This is a genomic window from Ferdinandcohnia salidurans (assembly GCF_042680725.1).
Taxonomy (GTDB): Bacteria; Bacillota; Bacilli; order Bacillales; family Bacillaceae_L; genus Ferdinandcohnia; species Ferdinandcohnia salidurans.
The window spans coordinates 174,151-195,021 of record NZ_JBHUEK010000004.1; the positions used below are offsets into that span (position 1 = coordinate 174,151).

At 37.7% G+C, this 20,871-nt stretch carries 22 protein-coding genes; all 22 read left to right on the forward strand.

What is annotated here, in order from left to right; all coding sequences use genetic code 11:
* The first annotated feature begins 50 nt into the window (after nucleotides 1-50).
* The 22 genes from der to trpA all read left to right on the forward strand — a co-directional run bounded on the left by der (nucleotide 51) and on the right by trpA (nucleotide 20,740).
* Complete coding sequence (gene der / locus ACFSFW_RS01295) at nucleotides 51-1,361, forward strand: ribosome biogenesis GTPase Der (RefSeq protein WP_304218887.1); 1,311 nt, start codon at nucleotides 51-53, stop codon at nucleotides 1,359-1,361.
* 15 nt (nucleotides 1,362-1,376) lie between these two features.
* Nucleotides 1,377-2,417, forward strand: a complete 1,041-nt coding sequence (locus ACFSFW_RS01300) for an NAD(P)H-dependent glycerol-3-phosphate dehydrogenase (protein ID WP_388034584.1) — start codon at nucleotides 1,377-1,379, stop codon at nucleotides 2,415-2,417.
* A gap of 556 nt (nucleotides 2,418-2,973) precedes the next feature.
* Nucleotides 2,974-3,174 (forward strand): DUF2768 domain-containing protein, encoded by a 201-nt coding sequence (locus ACFSFW_RS01305; RefSeq protein WP_099351703.1) that lies wholly within the window; start codon nucleotides 2,974-2,976, stop codon nucleotides 3,172-3,174.
* A gap of 27 nt (nucleotides 3,175-3,201) precedes the next feature.
* Complete coding sequence (locus ACFSFW_RS01310) at nucleotides 3,202-3,921, forward strand: YphF family lipoprotein (RefSeq protein WP_304218891.1); 720 nt, start codon at nucleotides 3,202-3,204, stop codon at nucleotides 3,919-3,921.
* Nucleotides 3,922-4,188: 267 nt separating this feature from the next.
* On the forward strand, nucleotides 4,189-5,667 hold the full coding sequence (gene spoIVA / locus ACFSFW_RS01315; protein ID WP_099351701.1) for a stage IV sporulation protein A: 1,479 nt from the start codon (nucleotides 4,189-4,191) through the stop codon (nucleotides 5,665-5,667).
* Between the two features lie 300 nt (nucleotides 5,668-5,967).
* Entirely contained in the window at nucleotides 5,968-6,240 is a 273-nt protein-coding gene (hbs, locus tag ACFSFW_RS01320; RefSeq protein ID WP_077618610.1) for a non-specific DNA-binding protein Hbs, read from the forward strand.
* Between the two features lie 292 nt (nucleotides 6,241-6,532).
* Complete coding sequence (gene folE, locus ACFSFW_RS01325; protein WP_099362713.1) at nucleotides 6,533-7,099, forward strand: GTP cyclohydrolase I FolE; 567 nt, start codon at nucleotides 6,533-6,535, stop codon at nucleotides 7,097-7,099.
* A 115-nt stretch (nucleotides 7,100-7,214) separates the two neighbouring features.
* Nucleotides 7,215-7,445: a trp RNA-binding attenuation protein MtrB gene (gene mtrB, locus ACFSFW_RS01330; RefSeq protein ID WP_099362714.1), complete on the forward strand. Its 231-nt coding sequence runs from the start codon at nucleotides 7,215-7,217 to the stop codon at nucleotides 7,443-7,445.
* Nucleotides 7,446-7,591: 146 nt separating this feature from the next.
* Nucleotides 7,592-8,407, forward strand: a complete 816-nt coding sequence (locus ACFSFW_RS01335) for a heptaprenyl diphosphate synthase component 1 (protein ID WP_304218899.1) — start codon at nucleotides 7,592-7,594, stop codon at nucleotides 8,405-8,407.
* A 2-nt stretch (nucleotides 8,408-8,409) separates the two neighbouring features.
* Nucleotides 8,410-9,114 (forward strand): demethylmenaquinone methyltransferase, encoded by a 705-nt coding sequence (locus ACFSFW_RS01340; RefSeq protein ID WP_304218902.1) that lies wholly within the window; start codon nucleotides 8,410-8,412, stop codon nucleotides 9,112-9,114.
* Between the two features lie 39 nt (nucleotides 9,115-9,153).
* Nucleotides 9,154-10,116 (forward strand): heptaprenyl diphosphate synthase component II, encoded by a 963-nt coding sequence (gene hepT / locus ACFSFW_RS01345; protein ID WP_099362717.1) that lies wholly within the window; start codon nucleotides 9,154-9,156, stop codon nucleotides 10,114-10,116.
* 179 nt (nucleotides 10,117-10,295) lie between these two features.
* On the forward strand, nucleotides 10,296-10,742 hold the full coding sequence (gene ndk / locus ACFSFW_RS01350; protein WP_099362718.1) for a nucleoside-diphosphate kinase: 447 nt from the start codon (nucleotides 10,296-10,298) through the stop codon (nucleotides 10,740-10,742).
* A 97-nt stretch (nucleotides 10,743-10,839) separates the two neighbouring features.
* Nucleotides 10,840-11,613 (forward strand): CheR family methyltransferase, encoded by a 774-nt coding sequence (locus ACFSFW_RS01355; protein ID WP_304218906.1) that lies wholly within the window; start codon nucleotides 10,840-10,842, stop codon nucleotides 11,611-11,613.
* Nucleotides 11,614-11,846: 233 nt separating this feature from the next.
* The gene (gene aroC / locus ACFSFW_RS01360) at nucleotides 11,847-13,019 is read left to right on the forward strand and encodes a chorismate synthase (protein ID WP_304218908.1); all 1,173 of its coding nucleotides are present in this window, start codon (nucleotides 11,847-11,849) and stop codon (nucleotides 13,017-13,019) included.
* Nucleotides 13,019-14,098, forward strand: a complete 1,080-nt coding sequence (gene aroB, locus ACFSFW_RS01365) for a 3-dehydroquinate synthase (protein ID WP_304218911.1) — start codon at nucleotides 13,019-13,021, stop codon at nucleotides 14,096-14,098. Before aroC ends, aroB begins: the two co-directional genes overlap by 1 nt.
* Nucleotides 14,099-14,135: 37 nt before the next feature.
* Nucleotides 14,136-14,510: a chorismate mutase gene (aroH, locus tag ACFSFW_RS01370; RefSeq protein WP_304218913.1), complete on the forward strand. Its 375-nt coding sequence runs from the start codon at nucleotides 14,136-14,138 to the stop codon at nucleotides 14,508-14,510.
* A 285-nt stretch (nucleotides 14,511-14,795) separates the two neighbouring features.
* Entirely contained in the window at nucleotides 14,796-16,313 is a 1,518-nt protein-coding gene (trpE, locus tag ACFSFW_RS01375; RefSeq protein ID WP_304218916.1) for an anthranilate synthase component I, read from the forward strand.
* Complete coding sequence (gene trpD / locus ACFSFW_RS01380; protein ID WP_304218919.1) at nucleotides 16,306-17,340, forward strand: anthranilate phosphoribosyltransferase; 1,035 nt, start codon at nucleotides 16,306-16,308, stop codon at nucleotides 17,338-17,340. The genes trpE and trpD overlap by 8 nt, the downstream gene beginning before the upstream one ends.
* Complete coding sequence (gene trpC, locus ACFSFW_RS01385) at nucleotides 17,321-18,100, forward strand: indole-3-glycerol phosphate synthase TrpC (protein ID WP_304218922.1); 780 nt, start codon at nucleotides 17,321-17,323, stop codon at nucleotides 18,098-18,100. The genes trpD and trpC overlap by 20 nt, the downstream gene beginning before the upstream one ends.
* Nucleotides 18,081-18,737, forward strand: coding sequence for a phosphoribosylanthranilate isomerase (locus ACFSFW_RS01390; protein ID WP_304218924.1), 657 nt, complete (start codon nucleotides 18,081-18,083; stop codon nucleotides 18,735-18,737). Before trpC ends, ACFSFW_RS01390 begins: the two co-directional genes overlap by 20 nt.
* Nucleotides 18,718-19,950 (forward strand): tryptophan synthase subunit beta, encoded by a 1,233-nt coding sequence (gene trpB / locus ACFSFW_RS01395; protein WP_304218926.1) that lies wholly within the window; start codon nucleotides 18,718-18,720, stop codon nucleotides 19,948-19,950. The genes ACFSFW_RS01390 and trpB overlap by 20 nt, the downstream gene beginning before the upstream one ends.
* Nucleotides 19,913-20,740, forward strand: coding sequence for a tryptophan synthase subunit alpha (trpA, locus tag ACFSFW_RS01400; protein WP_388034592.1), 828 nt, complete (start codon nucleotides 19,913-19,915; stop codon nucleotides 20,738-20,740). The genes trpB and trpA overlap by 38 nt, the downstream gene beginning before the upstream one ends.
* Nucleotides 20,741-20,871: the final 131 nt, after the last annotated feature.

The window sequence follows — 20,871 nt, forward strand, 5'->3', positions numbered from 1 at the left end:
ATTTTATGTGATATATGTAGTATCAGATAGTTTAGAAGGGAAGAACGCATGTGGCAAAACCAGTAGTGGCTATTGTTGGTCGTCCGAACGTTGGGAAGTCAACAATTTTTAATCGTATAGTAGGAGAAAGAGTATCAATTGTAGAAGATGTACCTGGAGTGACAAGGGATCGAATCTATAGTTCAGGTGAATGGTTGAATCAAGAATTTAGTATTATTGATACAGGTGGTATTGATATTGGTGATGAACCTTTTCTTGCCCAAATTAGACATCAAGCTGAAATCGCAATCGATGAAGCAGATGTAATTATTTTTATGACAAGTGGTCGCGAAGGCGTGACAAGTGCGGACGAAGAGGTTGCTAAAATATTATACCGCTCCGAAACGCCAGTTGTTTTAGCTGTTAACAAAGTAGACAACCCCGAAATGAGAACAGATATTTATGATTTTTATGCATTGGGATTTGGTGAACCTGTGCCAATTTCAGGCTCCCACGGAATTGGCCTTGGAGATTTGCTAGATGAAGTTATAGGCCATTTTCCAAAGGGTGGAGATGAAGAATATGATGAAGACGTCATTAGGTTCTCTCTAATTGGTCGTCCTAATGTAGGAAAGTCATCGCTTGTAAATTCTTTGTTAGGTGAAGAAAGAGTCATCGTAAGTGACATAGCGGGAACCACAAGGGACGCTATAGATACAAAATACACAGTTGATGGTAAGGAATATGTCATCATCGATACAGCTGGTATGAGGAAAAAAGGAAAGGTCTATGAAAGCACTGAGAAGTACAGTGTGTTAAGAGCGCTGAAAGCTATTGAACGCTCTGACGTCGTCCTTGTTGTCTTAAATGCTGAAGAAGGTATTATTGAACAAGATAAAAAAATTGCCGGCTATGCTCATGAAGCGGGTAGAGCAGTGGTGATTGTTGTTAATAAATGGGATGCCATAGAAAAAGATGATAAAACCATGAAGGAATTTGAACAAAAAGTACGTGATCATTTTCTTTTTCTTGATTACGCACCGATTGTATTTTTGTCTGCAAAAACAAAAAGAAGGGTCCATACGTTGCTACCGATGATTGATATGGCCAGTGAAAATCATACAATGCGTGTTCAAACGAATGTGTTAAATGATGTCATCATGGATGCTGTTGCTATGAACCCGACACCAACAGACAAGGGAAAACGATTAAAAATTTTCTATGTATCACAGGTTGCTGTTAAGCCACCGACTTTCGTTGTATTTGTAAATGAACCTGAATTGATGCATTTTTCTTATGAACGTTTCTTACAGAATCGAATTAGAGATGCTTTTGGTTTTGAAGGTACGCCAATTAAGATAATCGCGAGAGCTCGAAAATAGAAAGGAGAGGAAGTAATGGAGAAGATAACGGTTGTTGGAGCTGGTAGTTGGGGTACTGCACTAGCGCTCGTTCTTGCGGACAATGATCATGAGGTAAGGCTTTGGTCACATCGTAAGGAACAGGTGGATGAGATCAATTCGAAACACACTAACTCAAAATACGTGCCTTCAATTGAGCTTCCAGAAACCATTATTGGGTATTCGGATTTAGACAAATCCTTAGAGGACGTCAAAACAATTGTACTTGCTGTTCCGACAAAAGCGATTCGTGAAGTACTTCAGAAAATAACTCAGGTCATTTCAATTCCTTTAACGATTATTCATGTTAGTAAAGGAATTGAACCGGATACATTAAAGCGGATATCTGAAATGATTGAGGACGAAATGCCGTCAAACTTACTCAAAGATGTTGTTGTTCTTTCTGGGCCTAGTCATGCCGAGGAAGTGGTACTTCGCCATCCAACAACTGTTACAGTGTCATCCCAAAATATGGAAAGTGCTGAATATGTGCAAGACTTATTTATTAATCAGCATTTCCGTGTCTACACAAACCCTGATATTGTGGGTGTAGAAATTGGTGGGGCATTAAAAAATATTATTGCTTTGGCTGCAGGTATTACGGACGGACTTGGGTATGGTGATAATGCCAAAGCTGCGTTAATCACACGCGGTTTAGCCGAAATTTCACGGTTGGGTAGCAAAATGGGGGCAAATCCCCTAACTTTCGCTGGATTAACCGGGATTGGTGATTTGATCGTAACCTGTACAAGTGTCCACTCAAGGAACTGGCGTGCAGGAAATCTGCTTGGAAAAGGTCAAAGTCTGCAGGAAGTTCTAGATAATATGGGAATGGTTGTCGAAGGTGTTAGGACAACAAAAGCAGCCTATCAGTTAGCCCAAAAAATGGACGTTTCCATGCCTATAACATTTGCCCTATATGATGTTCTTTTCAACGGTCAGTCACCAAAAGAAGCTGTAGATAAACTCATGTCCAGAGGAAGGACAAACGAAATGGCCGATCTTTTCAACTATTTAGAAGAAAAAGGGTCAATGTAGCAAGATTTAGCACACCTACCGCTTTTAGCGTGCATATGATGGCAAGGAGAATACCATATTAGCGGGATTTCTAATAATTTCGCATAGCAAGGATTTTCTACTGAGTAAAACGTTTGCACTTTTCTTGCTAAAAATAGGCATTAGACGATACATTTCATGCCTTTTTCGCATAAAATGCAACGTAGTATACTGTGTGGGTTGAGCGATTGGATTAAGGGAATATTTAGTTGTTCAAGTTTTGCTGAGGTAAAGGCGCCCCTCTTTACTTCAGTTTTTTTGTTTATTTAAGAATAAAAAAGTTTACATGTTCACAGTTAACAACATTGCCTTAGTTTATAGATGCGTATTATGATATAATATTTGACGGAATGTTAAGATGATGTTCAAAAAGTCCGGTGAAAATGACACTTCGAATTTCTTTGTTGGCTTGCTTTTCCGCTCCTCACGTATTAATTACATACGTTCCGGTGCTCAAAGCTTCGCCGCCTTGAACTTCTTGGTCCTTTTCATCCTCCTTTTTGAATACACTTAGATGTTGGACAAGGGAGTGAAAAAGGTGACACCAGGATTACTAAAAATGTGGATATCATTTGCGGGCATTGCATTTATGTTTATCGCTGTTATATCCATTTATCTTAGTCGTTTTAAACTGAAGGGCTTCTTAAAAGGATTAGTAGCCACGATTGCATATATTTTTATGATTCTAGCAGGAATCATTATCTTCTTCGTCGTATTCAGCGGACCTGTTAGTGAATAAAGATACAAACATAAGGATGGTATTATTATGAGAGTTACGTTACAACTGATAGTAATTGTTTTTTCTTTATCATTACTTACAGGATGCTTGTATCCAAAAGAAAAGCTTACTCAAAACCAAATTCCATATGAAGACCAAATCGCAGATGTTCAGAGGGCGGTTGACCAATTTAAAGAGGATAATGGCGGGCTCTTGCCGATCAAAACAAGAGACATGGAGACTCCTCTATATCAAAAATATCCGATTGATTTTACTCGACTTTCACCCAAGTACATAGCCGAACCTCCTGGTAATGCATATGAAACTGGTGGAGTTTATTTATATGTTTTAGTTAATGTAGAGACAAATCCAACTGTTAAACTTTTAGATGTACGAATTTCAGAGGAAATTAGTGAATTAAATTTACGAGTGGAAATGTATCGGTCATCAAATGGATATGCGCCATTTAAAGACCAACTGCAAACAAATGTATTTACTTTGGATTATAGCAAGCTAGGTTTGAAAGAAGAACCTTTTGTGGTTAGTCCTTTTACAGGAAAAAATTTACCACTCTTGATAACAAACACAAATGAGATATTTGTAGACTATCGTATGGATTTATTTGAGTATTTAACAAAGTATGAGCATACCTATCAAACAGGTGATGATATTCGGGATATTTTAGTTGAACATTCAATGTTTGTTCCAATCAATTCCCTCCCCACTACGATTGATGATAAAAATGAACCAATATTTTTAAAGAAATAAGTCATGAACCCTTCTTTTAGACATAAACTCTAAGAGAAGGGTTTTTAATTTGTAAATTATGTTCAAAAAGTGTAAGAAATATAGCTTGCTAGGGTAGTTTTCATTCTTCTTTTTGAACTCAACTTTGCTGCTACATATTATGGGGGGAATTTTTTTCTAGAAATAGTCATATTTAATTAGGACAACGTCATACAAATATAATGTCCTAGAATATGTAGTAAACGGATAAAATTATCCCAAGAACTGTAAAATCGGGAGGGATCACACTTGGAAAAGGTAGATATTTTTAAAGATATCGCTGAGCGCACCGGTGGCGATATATATTTAGGAGTCGTTGGTGCAGTTAGAACTGGCAAATCTACTTTCATAAAGAAGTTCATGGAATTAGTAGTCTTACCGAATATTGGTAGTGAGGCAGATAAGGCACGTGCACAGGATGAGCTACCACAAAGTGCTGCAGGAAGAACAATTATGACAACAGAACCAAAGTTTGTTCCAAATCAAGCTGTATCTGTACATGTTGAGGATGGGCTAGATGTTAACATTCGCCTTGTGGATTGTGTGGGATACACGGTTCCAGGTGCAAAGGGCTATGAGGATGAAAATGGGCCACGTATGATAAACACACCTTGGTATGAAGAGCCTATTCCTTTCCATGAAGCAGCTGAAATTGGCACAAGAAAAGTAATTCAGGAGCATTCAACAATTGGGGTTGTGGTAACAACAGACGGCTCAATTGGGGAGATTCCAAGAAGAGATTATATTGAAGCAGAAGAACGTGTGATTGAGGAACTTAAAGAGGTAGGAAAACCATTTATTATGGTTATAAACACTGTTCATCCTCATCACCCAGAGACAGATGCACTTCGTCAAGAGTTAAATGAAAAATACGATATTCCGGTATTAGCGATGAGCGTTGAAAGCATGCGTGAAGCAGATGTATTCAATGTTCTACGTGAAGCGCTTTATGAGTTCCCAGTACTAGAGGTAAATGTAAATCTACCAAGCTGGGTAATGGTCTTAAGAGAGGATCATTGGTTAAGAGAAAGCTATCAAGATGCTGTGAAAGATACAGTCCAAGATATCAAGCGGTTACGAGATGTTGATCGCGTTGTTGGGCAATTTAGTGAATATGACTTTATTGACCAAGCAAGCTTGGCTGGTATCGAAATGGGGCAGGGTGTAGCTGAAATTGATTTATATGCTCCAGATGATTTGTATGATCAAATCCTTAAGGAAGTAGTGGGTGTTGAAATCCGCGGAAAAGATCATCTCTTACAGTTAATGCAAGACTTTGCACATGCAAAAGCAGAGTATGATCAAGTGGCAGATGCACTAAAAATGGTGAAACAAACGGGTTATGGAATTGCAGCACCAGCGTTATCTGACATGAGTCTTGATGAGCCTGAAATTATTCGCCAAGGTTCAAGATTTGGAGTTCGCTTAAAGGCTGTTGCGCCATCTATTCATATGATTAAGGTAGATGTAGAATCTGAATTTGCGCCGATTATTGGTACAGAAAAACAAAGTGAAGAATTGGTCCGATACTTGATGCAAGACTTTGAAGATGATCCGCTTTCTATCTGGAATTCAGATATATTTGGTAGATCATTAAGCTCCATCGTACGTGAAGGTATCCAGGCGAAATTATCTTTAATGCCTGAAAATGCGCGCTACAAGCTTAAAGAAACGCTTGAAAGAATCATTAACGAAGGTTCGGGCGGATTAATTGCCATCATATTATAGGATAAGGGCTCCTCACAAGGGAGTCTTTTTTCTATGCAATAATTGCACAAAAAGATGCGAATTTGCTTACGAAACACTAATGTGATAAGCTTTTTACAAAAAAACATAGACGAATTGGTGAAATATACATAAAAAGGTAAAATTTCTGTTGAAATATATTGAATTATGTCTAATAATCGTTTATTATAAGGCATGTTAGTATCAGACTAACGTTGTAGACACTTGATGACACAAGACTCGCAGAGCAATGAATAATCACTCATATTGAATGAATAGCATATTTGGGAGGAGGTGAATGTCATGAACAAAACAGATTTAGTAAACGCGGTGGCTGAAAGTGCTGAACTATCTAAGAAGGATGCTACAAAAGCTGTTGATGCAGTTTTTGATTCAATTCTTGAAGCCCTTAAAGGTGGAGACAAAGTTCAGTTAATCGGATTTGGTAACTTTGAGGTACGTGAGCGTGCTGCTCGTAAAGGTCGTAATCCTCAAACTGGTGAAGAAATCGAAATTGCTGCTAGCAAAGTTCCTGCATTTAAACCAGGAAAGGCGCTTAAGGATGCAGTAAAATAATTTTACATAGAAACTATGTGAAAGATACAAAATGAATGTTCAAAAAAGAGGATGAAGAGGACCAAGAATTTCAAGGCGACGCAGCTTTGAGTACCGGAGCGTATGCAGTAAATACGTGAGGAACGGAGAAGCAAGTCAACGCAGAAATTCGATGTGTCATATTCACCGCATTTTTTGAACTTCCTCTAAAGAGGGTCGTTTTTAACGACTCTTTTTTATTTTTGTTTTCTGTACATAATTATGCTAGAATCAATGGACTGGTAGTACGTAATAAGAAGAGGGGTTGGCTAAAATGACTTCCATAGATTATAAAAAAATAGAGCAGGCAGTAACCATGATTTTAGAAGCAATCGGCGAAGATCCACAGAGAGAAGGACTAGTCGATACGCCAAAAAGAGTCTCTAAAATGTATGCGGAAGTGTTCTCTGGTCTCCAAGATGACCCAAAAGAATATTTTCAAACGATTTTCGGTGAGGAACATGAAGAGTTAGTGCTTGTTAAAGACATCCCATTTTTCTCAATGTGTGAGCACCATCTTGTCCCATTTTTTGGTCACGCACACGTTGCTTATATTCCTAAAGGCGGTAAGGTAACTGGCTTAAGCAAGCTTGCGCGCGCCGTAGAAGCAGTCGCTAAACGACCTCAATTGCAAGAAAGAATCACCTCAACAATTGCCGATTCCATCGTTGAAACCTTACAACCTCATGGGGTAATGGTAGTAATTGAAGCAGAACATATGTGTATGACGATGCGGGGAGTGAAAAAACCAGGAGCAAAAACAGTTACTTCTGCTGTTCGTGGAATATTACAAAAAGACCCAGCTGCTCGCAGTGAGGTATTATCTTTAATTAAGAATTGACATACGTAATGAAGTACGAGATAGTAAAAAAGATGTGAGTTTCACTCATTTTCCATTAAGTGTTGGATGAGTTGAAAAAATTTCCTTTACATAGCATTCATAGGAGTGAAGAAGGATGAGTAATAATTCAAACTCAGAGTTTATTGTAATTAAAGCAGTAGAAGATGGAGTGAATGTAATCGGTTTAACGAGAGGATCGGATACTCGCTTTCATCATTCGGAGAAATTAGACAGAGGCGAAGTAATGATTGCTCAATTTACTGAACATACTTCAGCAATAAAAGTTCGTGGTCATGCAATTATTCAAACGAGTCATGGAGAAACTGAATCAGATTCCAAAAGATGAAGCAGGTAATTCCTGCTTTTTCTTTTGGATTGCATAAAACTAAGGGAAAAACTATGGGATATATGTTATAATTAACGTTGTTTTAAAGAGACTAATATAAAGACCTTCAAAATAGATATTTTTTTATTTAAATTGGGGAAACAAGGGTGATTGATTTGCATGACATCAAGGAAATAGTTGCCAATCTTAAGGAGCGTATTGAGGTTGAAACAAGACACTCATACCTTCAAAGATATATGGAAACACCTAGCATAGATGAAGATAAGATATTATTATTAAATTCGATATGCGAGGATTTACTTTTGCCAAAAGAGCAATTGGAAAACTATATAGTAACAACTATGCTTGTTCAACAGGCATTGGATACCCATGAATCAGTCCCCAATCGACTTTCCTATTCAGATGAACGCATGCGCAGTCAGCAGTTGGCTGTATTGGCGGGAGATTATTTTAGCGGATTATATTATAAACTTCTGGCTCAAGTCTCTGATATTAACTTCATACGAGTACTTGCAGAAGGAATTAAAGAAGTTAATGAAGCAAAAATTTATTTGTATCAAATGGACAATGAAGATATAGACAAGCTTTTTACTTGTGTGACAACAGTTGAATCGGCCATTTTTCAAAAAATCGTAAAAAGCTTTCAAATAAAAAAGTGGGAAGAGCTCATTTTAAATTTTTTGTTATTAAAACGACTACTGCATGAAAGAGAACAGTATTTAGAGAATGGGAATTCAATTCTCTTCAAGACTCTAAAGAAAATCGTTTTTCATCAAGAAAAACAAGTTCAGGAAGCAGAAGTAATGATCGTTTTTAACAGGCAGCTTTCTTATGTAACAAAAAAGCTGGAGCAGTTTTTAGCAACGAACCCGAAAATGAACAGTATGCTATTAAATCGAGTTAATGAGTTACGATTTGAAGGTGCTTCAATTTCAATGAATAAGATTGTGGAAGAAGGGTAATTATGGAGCAATCTAAAGAACAGCGTGTACACCATGTGTTTGAAAAAATATATAAGAATTATGACCAAATGAATTCTGTGATTAGCTTCCAACAACATAAAGCTTGGCGTAAAGATACAATGAAACGAATGGATGTCCAAAAAGGTTCCTCCGCGTTAGATCTTTGTTGTGGAACTGCAGATTGGACGATTGCGCTTGCAGATGCAGTGGGTGTTACGGGGAAAGTGGTTGGTCTAGACTTTAGTAAAAATATGCTGAAAATTGGCCAAGAGAAGGTAGACAAGCTGCAATTAAATCAGGTTAAATTGGTACATGGAAACGCCATGGAATTGCCGTTTGAGGATAATTCCTTTGACTATGTAACAATTGGCTTTGGCTTACGAAATGTTCCCGATTATATGACTGTTTTAAAAGAAATGCAAAGGGTAGTAAAACCTGGTGGTAAGGTTGTTTGTTTAGAAACTTCACAACCAACAATAATTGGATTTCGTCAATTATACTTTTTCTATTTTCGTTTTATTATGCCAGTTTTCGGAAAGCTTTTTGCAAAAAGTTATCAGGAATATTCATGGTTGCAAGAATCTGCCCGTGATTTTCCAGGCATGAAAGAATTAGCAAATATGTTTCGAGAAGCAGGCTTAAGAGACATTGAAGTTAAACCGTACACTTTAGGTGTAGCTGCTATGCATTTAGGGTATAAGAAATAATGTTTTCGCGTCATATTTTTGTAAACTAAGGTGAAACTCATGAAATTATCTTTGATGTATTCGTATTTGAATACAGATTTAGCCATTATAGAAAAGGAACTGGAGGCTTCCATTAAAGGGGAGCATCCTGTTCTTCAGCAAGCTGGTTTGCATTTATTGCAATCAGGTGGAAAACGATTACGACCTGTTTTTGTCCTATTAGGTGGCAAATTCGGTAAGTATGATATTAATGTGATTAAAAACGTAGCCGTAACACTTGAGCTTATTCATACAGCATCGCTTGTCCATGATGATGTGATTGATGACGCGGACCTACGTCGTGGCAAGCCTACCATTAAAGCTAAATGGGACAATAAGATTGCGATGTATGCTGGAGATTATATACTTGGAAGTTCATTAGAAATCATCACGAAGCTTGATAATCCTTTATTACATAAACTTCTTGCTCATACAATCGTCGAGGTATGTTTAGGTGAAATTGAGCAAATTAAGGATAAATATCGGTTTGATCAAGACCTACGGTGTTATTTGCGTCGTATTAAGCGGAAAACGGCCCTATTAATCGCAAGTAGCTGCCAACTAGGTGCAATTGCTGCAGGTGTTCCTTCTGATGTCCATAAAAAACTGTATTTATTTGGTTATTATGTTGGAATGGCCTTTCAAATTACAGATGATATTCTAGATTTTACAGGCACTGATCAACAACTAGGAAAACCTGCTGGTAGTGATTTGATGCAAGGGAATATTACATTGCCTGTTCTATATGCAATGAAGGATGAGAAACTAAAAGCCCTTATTACTCAAGTTTCAGAACATACAACATCTGCTGAAATTAAACCTTTAATCACGTTGATTAAACAATCAGATGCGATCAAGCAGTCCGAGGCTATAAGTAACCGTTATTTAGATAAAGCGTATAAAGTATTAGAAGAATTACCTTCTGGTCGTGCTAGAAATACGCTTTATAATATTGCAAAATATATCGGAAAAAGAAAATTTTAACTATATTTGACCCCTTTGTAACCTACCCCGTGTTGTCATTGAAAAACTGAACGCAAAAACGCAAAAATGTAAAAAGTGTTTTGATGAATAAAGTTGCAAACCAATCAAAATAGTGTTACTATTTTGATTGGTCGCTAAAAAATGACTATTATACATATTTTGGTGGGGTGGAGAGAATTATGGAAAAAACGTTTTTAATGGTTAAGCCTGATGGAGTTCAACGTCAATTAATCGGTGAGATTGTTTCACGCTTTGAAAGAAAGGGCTTTCAATTAGTCGGGGCAAAATTAATGGTAATTTCTGAAGAGCTTGCTGGAGAACATTATGGTGAGCATAAAGAGCGTCCATTCTTTGGAGAGCTTGTAGATTTCATCACTTCTGGTCCAGTATTTGCAATGGTTTGGCAAGGTGAGAATGTAATTGCAACTGCACGTCAAATGATGGGCGCAACAAATCCGAAGGATGCCCTTCCAGGAACAATTCGTGGTGATTTTGGATTAACCGTTGGAAAGAACGTTATTCACGGTTCTGATTCACCAGCAAGTGCTGAGCGTGAAATTGCACTTTTCTTCAAAGAAGAAGAAGTAGCGGCATACGAAAAGGTTATTAATAACTGGATTTATTAATCCATCAAAAACCAGCTCTATTAGGGCTGGTTTTTCTTAAGGAACCTTCCATTATCAGCGCCAAAATTATGTTTAGTTTTTAGTTTAGGAGATCGCGATGAACACAGATTACATAACTTTTATCCAACAAATAAAAAGGAAAACAGGTATTGATTTACGTTTATATAAGGAAGCTCAAATGCTAAGAAGGCTTACATCGTTATATGAAAAAAGGGGATTCGTGAGTTTTGTTGATTACTATAAGGGCCTTGAAAAGGACAATGAACTATTTCACGAATTTTTGGATCGGATGACGATAAATGTTTCCGAATTTTATCGAAATGCGAAAAGGTGGGAAATACTAGAAAAGAAGATTCTCCCAAAACTTATAGAAAAGAATCGAAATCTAAAAGTATGGAGTGCTGCGTGTTCTGCGGGTGAGGAACCTTATACTCTAGCAATGATTCTATCGAAATTTTTGCCTTTACAAAAAATAACGATTTTAGCTACAGATATTGATGAAAATATACTAGCTAGAGCAAAGCTTGGTGTGTACTCTGAGCGCGCACTTCAAGAGCTCCCGAATGACATGAAGAATCATTTTTTTTCGCAAAAGGATACTTATTATCATATCAAACCTGAGATTAAAAAGACGGTGACCTTTAGAAAGCAAAATTTATTAGCAGACCCATTCGATGCTGATTTTGATCTTATTGTCTGTCGTAATGTATTGATCTATTTTACAGAAGAGGCTAAAGATATGGTATACAAAAAGTTTAGTAACGCCTTAAAAAGTAATGGAATTTTGTTTGTCGGTAGTACTGAACAAATTTTCAATCCAGGTTCGTATAATTTAGAAACCGAAGATACATTTTTTTATCGAAAAAAATAAAGCATTCAAAATAAAACGTCAGAAAAATGACAAATCTAATAATGTTTGCTACGATATAGTAATCGAATTTGCCTATGGGTGAATTCTTTTTCTTTATCACAATGTATATAATCATAGAAATTTTTGAAAAAATCTATCCGGAATTACAGAGATTATGATATATTGGTACATAATCGCTTTAAATTACGAAAGTGAAATTCTTTTTCACTATTGCATATAAGGGGGAAACATACATGAGATACTTAACAGCTGGTGAATCACACGGGCCACAGCTTACAACCATACTTGAAGGTGTACCTGCTGGTCTTGAAATTACTGCAGAAGATATAAACTTTGAACTTGCTAGACGTCAAAAAGGACATGGACGAGGCAGAAGAATGCAAATTGAAAAGGACCAAGTGCAGATTGCAAGTGGTGTTAGGCATGGTAAAACATTGGGGTCTCCAATTGCATTAGTCGTTGAAAACAACGACTGGAAACACTGGACGAAAATAATGGGTATCGATCCAATTACTGATGAAGAAGCTGATGATATTAAGCGTAAAATTACACGTCCACGACCTGGACATGCAGATCTTAATGGAGCTATCAAATACGGACATCGCGATATGAGAAATGTTCTTGAAAGATCTTCAGCACGTGAAACGACAGTACGAGTTGCAGCTGGAGCAGTAGCTAAAAAATTCTTGGCATCTCTAGGGATTCAGGTTGCTGGACATGTATTAGAAATTGGTGGAGTACGTGCGAAAAATACTACATACTCAACCCTAGAAGAACTGAAAACAAAGACCGAAGAATCTTCAGTCAGATGTTTGGATGAGGAAGCAGGCATTCAAATGATGAATGCTATTGACGAAGCAAAGAAAAATGGTGACTCCATCGGCGGGATTGTAGAAGTCATCGTTGAAGGTGTACCTGCAGGTGTAGGAAGCTATGTTCATTATGACCGTAAACTAGATTCGAAAATTGCAGCAGCAATGGTAAGTATCAATGCCTTTAAAGGTGTTGAGTTTGGTATTGGATTTGATGCGGCAAGAATTCCTGGAAGTCAAGTTCATGATGAAATCATTTGGGATAAAGAAGATGGATATAAGCGTAGAACCAATAATTTAGGCGGCTTTGAAGGCGGTATGACAAACGGAATGCCTATTGTTGTTCGAGGTGTTATGAAGCCAATCCCAACTCTTTATAAGCCATTAAAAAGCGTAGATATTGAAACAAAAGAAGTATTTGAAGCAAGTATAGAAAGATCTGATAGCTGTGCAGTACCTGCCGCATCAGTTGTCGCTGAGGCAGTTGTGGCTTGGGAAGTTGCAAACGCAATTGTTGAACAATTCGGACAAGATAGAATCGATTTAATTCAAGAAAATGTAGCGAAAATGCGTGAGTATTCGAGGGAATTCTAATGGACCAGTTAACCATAGCAACAAAATCGAAAACCTATCCAATGTACATTGGAACTGAAATTATCGATCAATTGCCACAGGTTATAAAGGATACTTGTAAATCGGTATCAAAGGTACTTATTATAAGTGATGAATCTGTTGCGTCACTTTATTTAGAGAAAGTAAAAGATATCCTTAACGCCCAATTTGATGAGCTGTTATCATTCGTTATTCCTGCTGGGGAAAGTGCAAAATCTTTTGAAATGTATTATCAATGTCAGACCTTTGCGCTGGAAAAAGGGTTAGACCGTTCTTCGGTGATTCTTGCATTAGGTGGGGGTGTTGTTGGCGATTTAGCCGGTTTTGTCGCGGCAACATTCATGCGTGGCATCCCATTTATCCAAATTCCAACTACATTACTTGCTCATGACAGTGCAGTTGGAGGGAAGGTCGCCATTAATCATGAACTTGGAAAAAATATGATTGGTGCTTTTCATCAACCGAATGCGGTGTTATATGATATTGATTTAATGAAGACATTGCCAAAAATCGAGCTTCGTTCGGGCTTTGCCGAGGTCATAAAGCATGGATTAATTTGGGATCCGGAGTTTTATGAGTGGTTAACTGAAAACATTACGTCTTTGGACGATTTAAAAGGTGAAAAGCTTCAATATGCTGTATTAAAAGGTGTAGCCGTAAAGGCAAAGGTTGTTTCCGAGGACGAACAAGAAAAAGGACTACGTGCTATCTTAAACTTTGGGCATACCTTAGGTCATGCTATTGAAGCTGAATCTGGTTATGGAAAGATTACCCATGGAGATGGCGTTGCGATTGGGATGATTTTTGCATTAAAGCTGAGTGAAAAAATCTTTAATCATAATCTATCATCTGAAAATATTAAAGAATGGTTCAGCTTGTTTGGGTTCCCAACAAGCATACCAGAACAATTAGAAGCTGAAAAATTACTTGAACGAATGAAGCATGATAAAAAAGCTACCTCTGGTAAAGTAAAAATGGTCTTATTAAAAAATATTGGGGAAACTGTTATTCAAGATATAGAAGATGAGCATCTACTCCGTTTCTTAAAGGATTTTATTTAAGATAAGATGTCTTCATGCTAAAAAAGGAGGAGTGTAAATGATAAGGGGAATACGTGGCGCTACAACTATTAAAGATAATAATAGACAAGAAATATTAACAGCTACTGAGCAGCTATTGCGTGACATGATCACTGAAAATCACATTGAAGCTGCTGATGTTGCACAAGTTGTATTTTCAGTTACCGATGATATTGATGCAGCTTTTCCTGCTGCAGCAGCAAGACAAATTGATGGGTGGACATTTGTTCCAGTAATGAGTATGAGAGAAATTCCTGTACCAGGTTCATTGCCAATGTGTATTCGTATATTGATGACTGTGAATACTACGGTAAAACAAGAAGAAATCAATCATGTTTATCAAAATGGAGCGATCGTCCTAAGACCGGACCTTTCAACCGTTCAAGGTAAATAAACTATACATTGACAAATGGAAGATGTATATGATAAATTTAGTTACAATATTTGATAAAGTTAGAGTTTAGTAAGTTTTCTGTGAAGTTTAGAGTTGAGTTTAGGGTAGATGAGAATGAGAGAGTTTAGCCGAGGTTAGCAGAGTTTAGTTATGTTACTTCTACCCAAAGATACGAATGTGTCTTTGGGTTGTTTATTTTTATCGTTTTTTATTTCAAAAAGCGATTCCTATCTTCAAATACCTCCTAAATCCTCATTCTCCATATTATATGGAGGAGTGAGCTAAATGAATACGTATGATTTTTCCTCGTTTGCGTCCGATGCAAAACAATATCGGACAATTCCGATTGTCAAACGTTTCTTAGTTGATACGTTGACACCCATTCAAATTTTTCAAAACCTAGAAAATGAAGCATCCTTTCTGCTTGAAAGTAAGGATCATGAATCCGAGTGGTCTCGGTATTCATTTATTGGCTTAAAGCCATTCCTGTTTATGGATGAAAATAAAGGTCACTACTACGTGAAAAATGAAAACCAGCAAAGCTTGGTAAAGAAGCCAACAATGAAGGATGCATTTAACTGGATTAAGGATTACCTTGCCTTAAAGCCCCTTGATATTGAAATCCCTTTTTATGGAGGGGCAGTTGGATATATTGGGTATGATGCAATCTCAACATTTGAAAAGGTAGATGAGCACTCAAACAATGATTTAAACATGGAACGCTATCAATTTTTCTTTTGTGAAACCATTTTAGCGTTAGACCATCATTCACGCGAGTTGATTGTCGTTCATTTTGTTCGATTAAACGGCGGTGAAGATGATCGGATTCAAAAGGCTGTTTTCGATCATGCCCACTCAAAAATCAATATGTATTTGTCCCGAATCATTCAAAATAAAGAACAAAGTGAAATGTTACTACTTCCAAAATTACATGAAATACCGAATGTAAAAGATATAAAAACGAACTTCGAAAAACAAGATTTCTTAGATGCTGTTAGTAAAATAAAGGACTATATCACGGATGGGGATATTTTTCAGGCGGTCTTATCACAACGCTTTGAAATTCCGGTCTCAGTAAGTGGATTTCAGCTTTACCGTGTCTTACGGATGGTAAATCCTTCACCTTATTTGTTTTATATCAAGATCAATGATATCGAAATCGTAGGTAGCTCACCAGAGCGCTTAATCAAAGTTCATAACAAACATCTTGAGATTCACCCGATTGCAGGTACAAGACGGAGAGGGAAGACGAAAGAAGAAGATGATGCACTTGCATCGGAATTGCTTCAGGATGAAAAAGAGATGGCGGAGCATTATATGCTAGTCGATTTAGCTCGTAATGATATTGGCAGGGTATCTACATTTGGCTCCGTTAAAACGCCTGTATTAATGGAAATTGGTCGATTTTCACATGTGATGCACATTATCTCGAAGGTCACTGGTGAATTAGATGAAAAAATTGATCCATTAGATGCGTTACAAGCAGCTTTCCCAGCAGGAACTGTATCCGGAGCACCTAAAATTCGAGCAATGCAAATTATCTCAGAGCTGGAACCAACCGCTCGAAACTTATATGCTGGCACCATTGCTTATATAGGCTTTGATGGAAATATCGATTCCTGTATTACAATTCGGACGGCGATTATAAAAGATGGCGTTGCTTACGTCCAGGCGGGAGCAGGTATCGTTGCCGATTCAGTTCCTGAACATGAGTGGATGGAAACCGTAAATAAAGCAAGTGCCTTAATTCAAACAATCCAGTTAGCAGAAGAAGCATTCGATAAGGAGGATATTCATGTTTAAACAACTTTTAAATAAATGTATCACTGGTGAGGTACTAACTGAAGAAGAAAGCTATCGAGTGATGGACGTGATTATGTCTGGTCATGCAACGGCAAGCCAGATTGCAAGTTTACTTTCTATCCTTCGTTTTCGTGGGGAAACAGTTGACGAAATTACTGGCTTTGCAAGAGCGATGAGGGAGCATATGATGCAGCTAGATTATGAAAGTGATCACGTAATTGATACATGTGGGACAGGTGGGGATGGTGCTTCTACCTTTAATATTTCAACTGCATCTGCAATTATTGTCTCTTCCTTAGGAATAAAAGTTGCAAAGCATGGTAATCGGGCTGTGTCATCAAAAAGTGGTAGTGCGGATGTCTTAGAATATTTAGGTGTTGAAATTCAATCAACCAAAGAAGAAGCGAAAGCTGCATTAAATAAACGAAATATGAGCTTTTTATTTGCCCCTATCTACCATGCTGCGATGAAGCATGCAGTCACGCCGAGACAGGAAATTGGATTTCGAACCATTTTTAACCTATTAGGGCCAATGGCAAACCCAGCTAGATGTAAAAGGCAAGTTTTAGGTGTGTACTCAACTGAGTACGCTGAAAAGATGGCATATGCCCTTCAAAAACTCGGTTCTGAGCATATTTTATTTGTTTCAGGACGTGATGGGCTAGATGAATGCAGTATCACAACTGAAACAGATATTGTGGAATTAAAAGATGGAGAGATTACAAGATTTGTCCTCTCACCTGAAGATGTCGACCTACCCCGTGGAAATATGAAGGACATTCAAGTATCTTCCGTGGTTGAGAGCGCAAACCTGTTGCGGGATGTTTTATATGGAAGTGCCAATCAAAGTGCAACGAATATTGTACTATTAAATGCTGGAGCTGCTATTTACATCTCGGGAAAAGCGAACAGTATTCGTGAAGGTGTTGAAATGGCAAGAGAGGCACTTGTAATGGGGATAGCAAGAAACCAATTTGAACAACTAAGAAATCGTGAGGTGGAGTATTATGCTAAACAAAATTCTTGAACAGAAGAAAATTGAAGTTACAAACATTAAGTATCCTGAGATTGACAGTGTTGTAAAGCGAATCTCTTTATATGAAGCACTATCTAATCCTAATCGTTCCCTTGGTATCATTGCTGAGGTGAAAAAGGCATCACCTTCTAAGGGTGTAATACGAGAGGATTTTCATCCAGTCGAGGTTGCAACAGAATATGAAGAAGCAAAAGCGGATGCTATTTCAGTTTTAACAGATGAACCGTTTTTTCAGGGGTCAATTGAATATTTAATGGATATTAAGAAAAATGTAAACATCCCTGTTCTTCGGAAGGATTTTATCGTTGATGCAAAGCAGATTAAACAAAGCGAAAAAATCGGTGCAGATGCGATTTTATTAATTGGAGAAGCACTGGAGCCCAACCAATTACATGAATACTATTGCGAGGCGTATGAAAAAGGCTTAGAGTGTCTTGTTGAAGTCCATTCTAGGGAAACGCTAGAACAGGTGTGTAGCATTTTTACACCTAAAATCCTTGGTATTAATAATCGGAATTTGAAAGTGTTTGAAACTTCGATAACACATACAGAAGAAATTGCAAAAGATGCTCCAGTAGATAGTCTGGTCGTGAGTGAAAGTGGAATTCACACTTCACAGGATATTAAGTCCATCATTAAATATGGAGCAAAGGCAGCGCTTATCGGCGAAGCATTTATGCGAGCTGAGTCTCCAGGAATTGGAATTAAGCAAATGTTTGGAGAGGTGCCTCATGCAACGTCCTCTCATTAAATATTGTGGAAATAAAACATACGAGGACTTACAAGTGGTTGCAGAAAGCAATGCGGATTATATCGGATTTATTTTTGCAACCAGTAAGCGAAAAGTAAATCCTGTTGATGTGAAACGATGGTTACAAGAAATTGACCTGCAGGATAAACAAACTGTTGGGATCTTTGTTAATGCAAACCTGGAAGAGATAGAAACTGTATTAGCCAATGTCCCATTATCTGTTATCCAATGTCATGGATCAGAGTCAGTTGATTTTATTAAACAACTAAAAAAGAAAACCGGGACTATTGTTTGGAAGGTTATCCATCATGATGAACAAGCTCTAAGAACGATGGAGGAGTTTGCTGATGTAGCAGATGGTTATGTTGTTGATACAAAGATTACAAATGTTTGGGGTGGCTCTGGTATTACATTTGATTGGAAGTCAATTCCAGTCTATCAACAAGAAGCAAATCGACAAGGGGTTCCTTGTTTCATTGCAGGCGGAATAGGCCCTGAAAATATTGAAAACCTACTAAGCTATAAGATCGACGGGTTTGATATCTCAAGCGGGATTGAATATGAAGGAAAGAAAGATCACAATATCATACAAACTATTGAGAAATGGGTGGATAAATTTGAAGAACGTACCAAATGAAAATGGTAGATTCGGAGATTTTGGTGGAAAATTTGTACCGGAAACACTGATGATGCCATTAGAGGAAATCGAAAAGGCATTAGACGAAGCATATCAAGATGAAGAGTTCCGTAACGAATATACTCGTATTTTAAAAGAATATTCAGGTCGACCTACAGCACTTACATATGCTGATCAATTAACGAAAGTATTAGGTGGGGCGAAGATCTATTTAAAGCGTGAGGATTTAAATCATACTGGCGCACACAAAATCAACAATGCGATTGGTCAAGCTCTCTTAGCAAAAAGAATGGGTAAGAAAAAAATAATTGCTGAAACAGGAGCGGGTCAACATGGTGTTGCAGCTGCTACAGTGGCCGCTAAATTTGGATTGGAATGTAAGGTTTTTATGGGTGTAGAGGATATTGAGAGACAAAAGCTAAATGTGTTTCGAATGAGACTTTTAGGTGCTGAAGTAATTCCAGCCACCAGTGGAAATCAAACATTAAAGGATGCAACGAATGAAGCAATCCGTTACTGGGTACAAAATTGTGACGATCACTACTATATGATTGGCTCGGTAGTAGGTCCACATCCTTATCCGAAAATGGTCCGTGATTTCCAACGAATTATCGGTGATGAAGCAAGAGAACAGTTTTTAAAACGCGAAAATCAATTGCCTTCAACAGTAGTTGCCTGTGTAGGTGGCGGAAGTAATGCGATTGGTATGTTCTATCCGTTTTTAAATGATGACGTGCGTTTGGTCGGTGCTGAAGCAGCGGGAAAAGGTGTCGATACAATGTTACACGCAGCAACAATTACAAAAGGTACAAAAGGTATTATTCACGGTTCGCTTACGTATCTTCTTCAAGACGAGCACGGCCAAATTACAGAGCCATATTCCATTTCTGCTGGATTGGATTACCCTGGTGTCGGCCCTGAACATGCATATCTTGCAAGCAGTGGAAGAGTGAAATATGAAAGTGTAACCGATCAGGAAGCTCTCGATGCATTGCAATTACTTACTCGTGTTGAAGGAATTATCCCAGCTATCGAATCCGCACATGCGATGGCTAAAGCAATCCAGTTGGCAAAAGAAATGTCACCAGAAGAATCAATCTTAGTTTGTTTATCCGGACGAGGAGACAAAGACGTTCACTCACTAATGACATATCTAGAAGAAGGGGGAGCTAAAAATGAACACAACCTTTACGAACCGATTACCCAAGGCTGAAAAATTATTTATCCCATTTATCGTGGCAGGGGATCCTCATCCTGATGTGACAGTTGAAATCGCACTAACATTACAGGAGTCTGGTGCTTCAATCATAGAATTAGGGATTCCATATTCAGATCCATTAGCAGATGGTCCTACTATTCAAAGAGCTTCTGGGCGTGCGCTAAAAAATGGGGTTACACTAGAAAACTCAATGAAACTTGTTTCGGTAATGAGAAAAAAAGGTCTAAAAATTCCAGTAATTATCTTTACCTATTACAATCCTGTGCTACAATTAGGAGAAGAAAACTTTTTCGCTTTAGCGCGACAAAATGGTATTGACGGGCTACTTGTTCCCGACCTTCCTTTTGAAGAAAGTGAAGACCTCAGAAAAAAATGTGAAAATGAGGGATTAAAATTTATCTCTCTAGTTGCACCAACTTCTTCAAATCGAATTGAAAAGATCGCTTCGAATGCACAAGGGTTTTTATATTGTGTTTCATCCCTTGGTGTAACGGGTGTTCGAAATTCGCTTAATAATGAGGTATACTCATTTTTACAAGAGGTAAAACGCTATAGTACTATTCCTGTAGCGGTTGGGTTTGGTATTTCTAATTCTTCTCAAGTAGAAGCACTTAAAGACCATTGTGATGGGGTGATCATGGGAAGTGCCCTTATCCAAAAGATCGAAGAGTATCTACCAGAATTAGTAAATGAAGAAACAAGAGCTACCGCCTTATCCCATTTTAAAAATTTTGTAGATGATGTATTGCATCCAATTAACTTTATTCAGCAGAAGACTGAATAAAGTTAAAGCCTCCGGCGGATGCCACGATTTTTCAAAGGAAATTTTTCGAGCAGTAAGATTAAAGACTAAAAACGCCACTTCATGTGGCAACGTCTTTATGACCCACTTCCTGTGGGCCTAAAAATCGGGCG

Bases quoted from the DNA above. Each gene is read 5' to 3' on its own strand.
- ACFSFW_RS01310 (WP_304218891.1), top strand. From the start codon at position 3,202: ATGAGAGTTACGTTACAACTGATAGTAATTGTTTTTTCTTTATCATTA.
- hbs (WP_077618610.1), top strand. From the start codon at position 5,968: ATGAACAAAACAGATTTAGTAAACGCGGTGGCTGAAAGTGCTGAACTA.
- ACFSFW_RS01390 (WP_304218924.1), top strand. From the start codon at position 18,081: ATGCAACGTCCTCTCATTAAATATTGTGGAAATAAAACATACGAGGAC.
- ACFSFW_RS01355 (WP_304218906.1), top strand. From the start codon at position 10,840: ATGAACACAGATTACATAACTTTTATCCAACAAATAAAAAGGAAAACA.
- trpD (WP_304218919.1), top strand. From the start codon at position 16,306: ATGTTTAAACAACTTTTAAATAAATGTATCACTGGTGAGGTACTAACT.
- trpA (WP_388034592.1), top strand. From the start codon at position 19,913: ATGAACACAACCTTTACGAACCGATTACCCAAGGCTGAAAAATTATTT.
- trpE (WP_304218916.1), top strand. From the start codon at position 14,796: ATGAATACGTATGATTTTTCCTCGTTTGCGTCCGATGCAAAACAATAT.
- ACFSFW_RS01340 (WP_304218902.1), top strand. From the start codon at position 8,410: ATGGAGCAATCTAAAGAACAGCGTGTACACCATGTGTTTGAAAAAATA.
- aroC (WP_304218908.1), top strand. From the start codon at position 11,847: ATGAGATACTTAACAGCTGGTGAATCACACGGGCCACAGCTTACAACC.
- trpC (WP_304218922.1), top strand. From the start codon at position 17,321: ATGCTAAACAAAATTCTTGAACAGAAGAAAATTGAAGTTACAAACATT.
- ACFSFW_RS01300 (WP_388034584.1), top strand. From the start codon at position 1,377: ATGGAGAAGATAACGGTTGTTGGAGCTGGTAGTTGGGGTACTGCACTA.
- aroH (WP_304218913.1), top strand. From the start codon at position 14,136: ATGATAAGGGGAATACGTGGCGCTACAACTATTAAAGATAATAATAGA.
- aroB (WP_304218911.1), top strand. From the start codon at position 13,019: ATGGACCAGTTAACCATAGCAACAAAATCGAAAACCTATCCAATGTAC.
- ndk (WP_099362718.1), top strand. From the start codon at position 10,296: ATGGAAAAAACGTTTTTAATGGTTAAGCCTGATGGAGTTCAACGTCAA.
- mtrB (WP_099362714.1), top strand. From the start codon at position 7,215: ATGAGTAATAATTCAAACTCAGAGTTTATTGTAATTAAAGCAGTAGAA.
- hepT (WP_099362717.1), top strand. From the start codon at position 9,154: ATGAAATTATCTTTGATGTATTCGTATTTGAATACAGATTTAGCCATT.
- folE (WP_099362713.1), top strand. From the start codon at position 6,533: ATGACTTCCATAGATTATAAAAAAATAGAGCAGGCAGTAACCATGATT.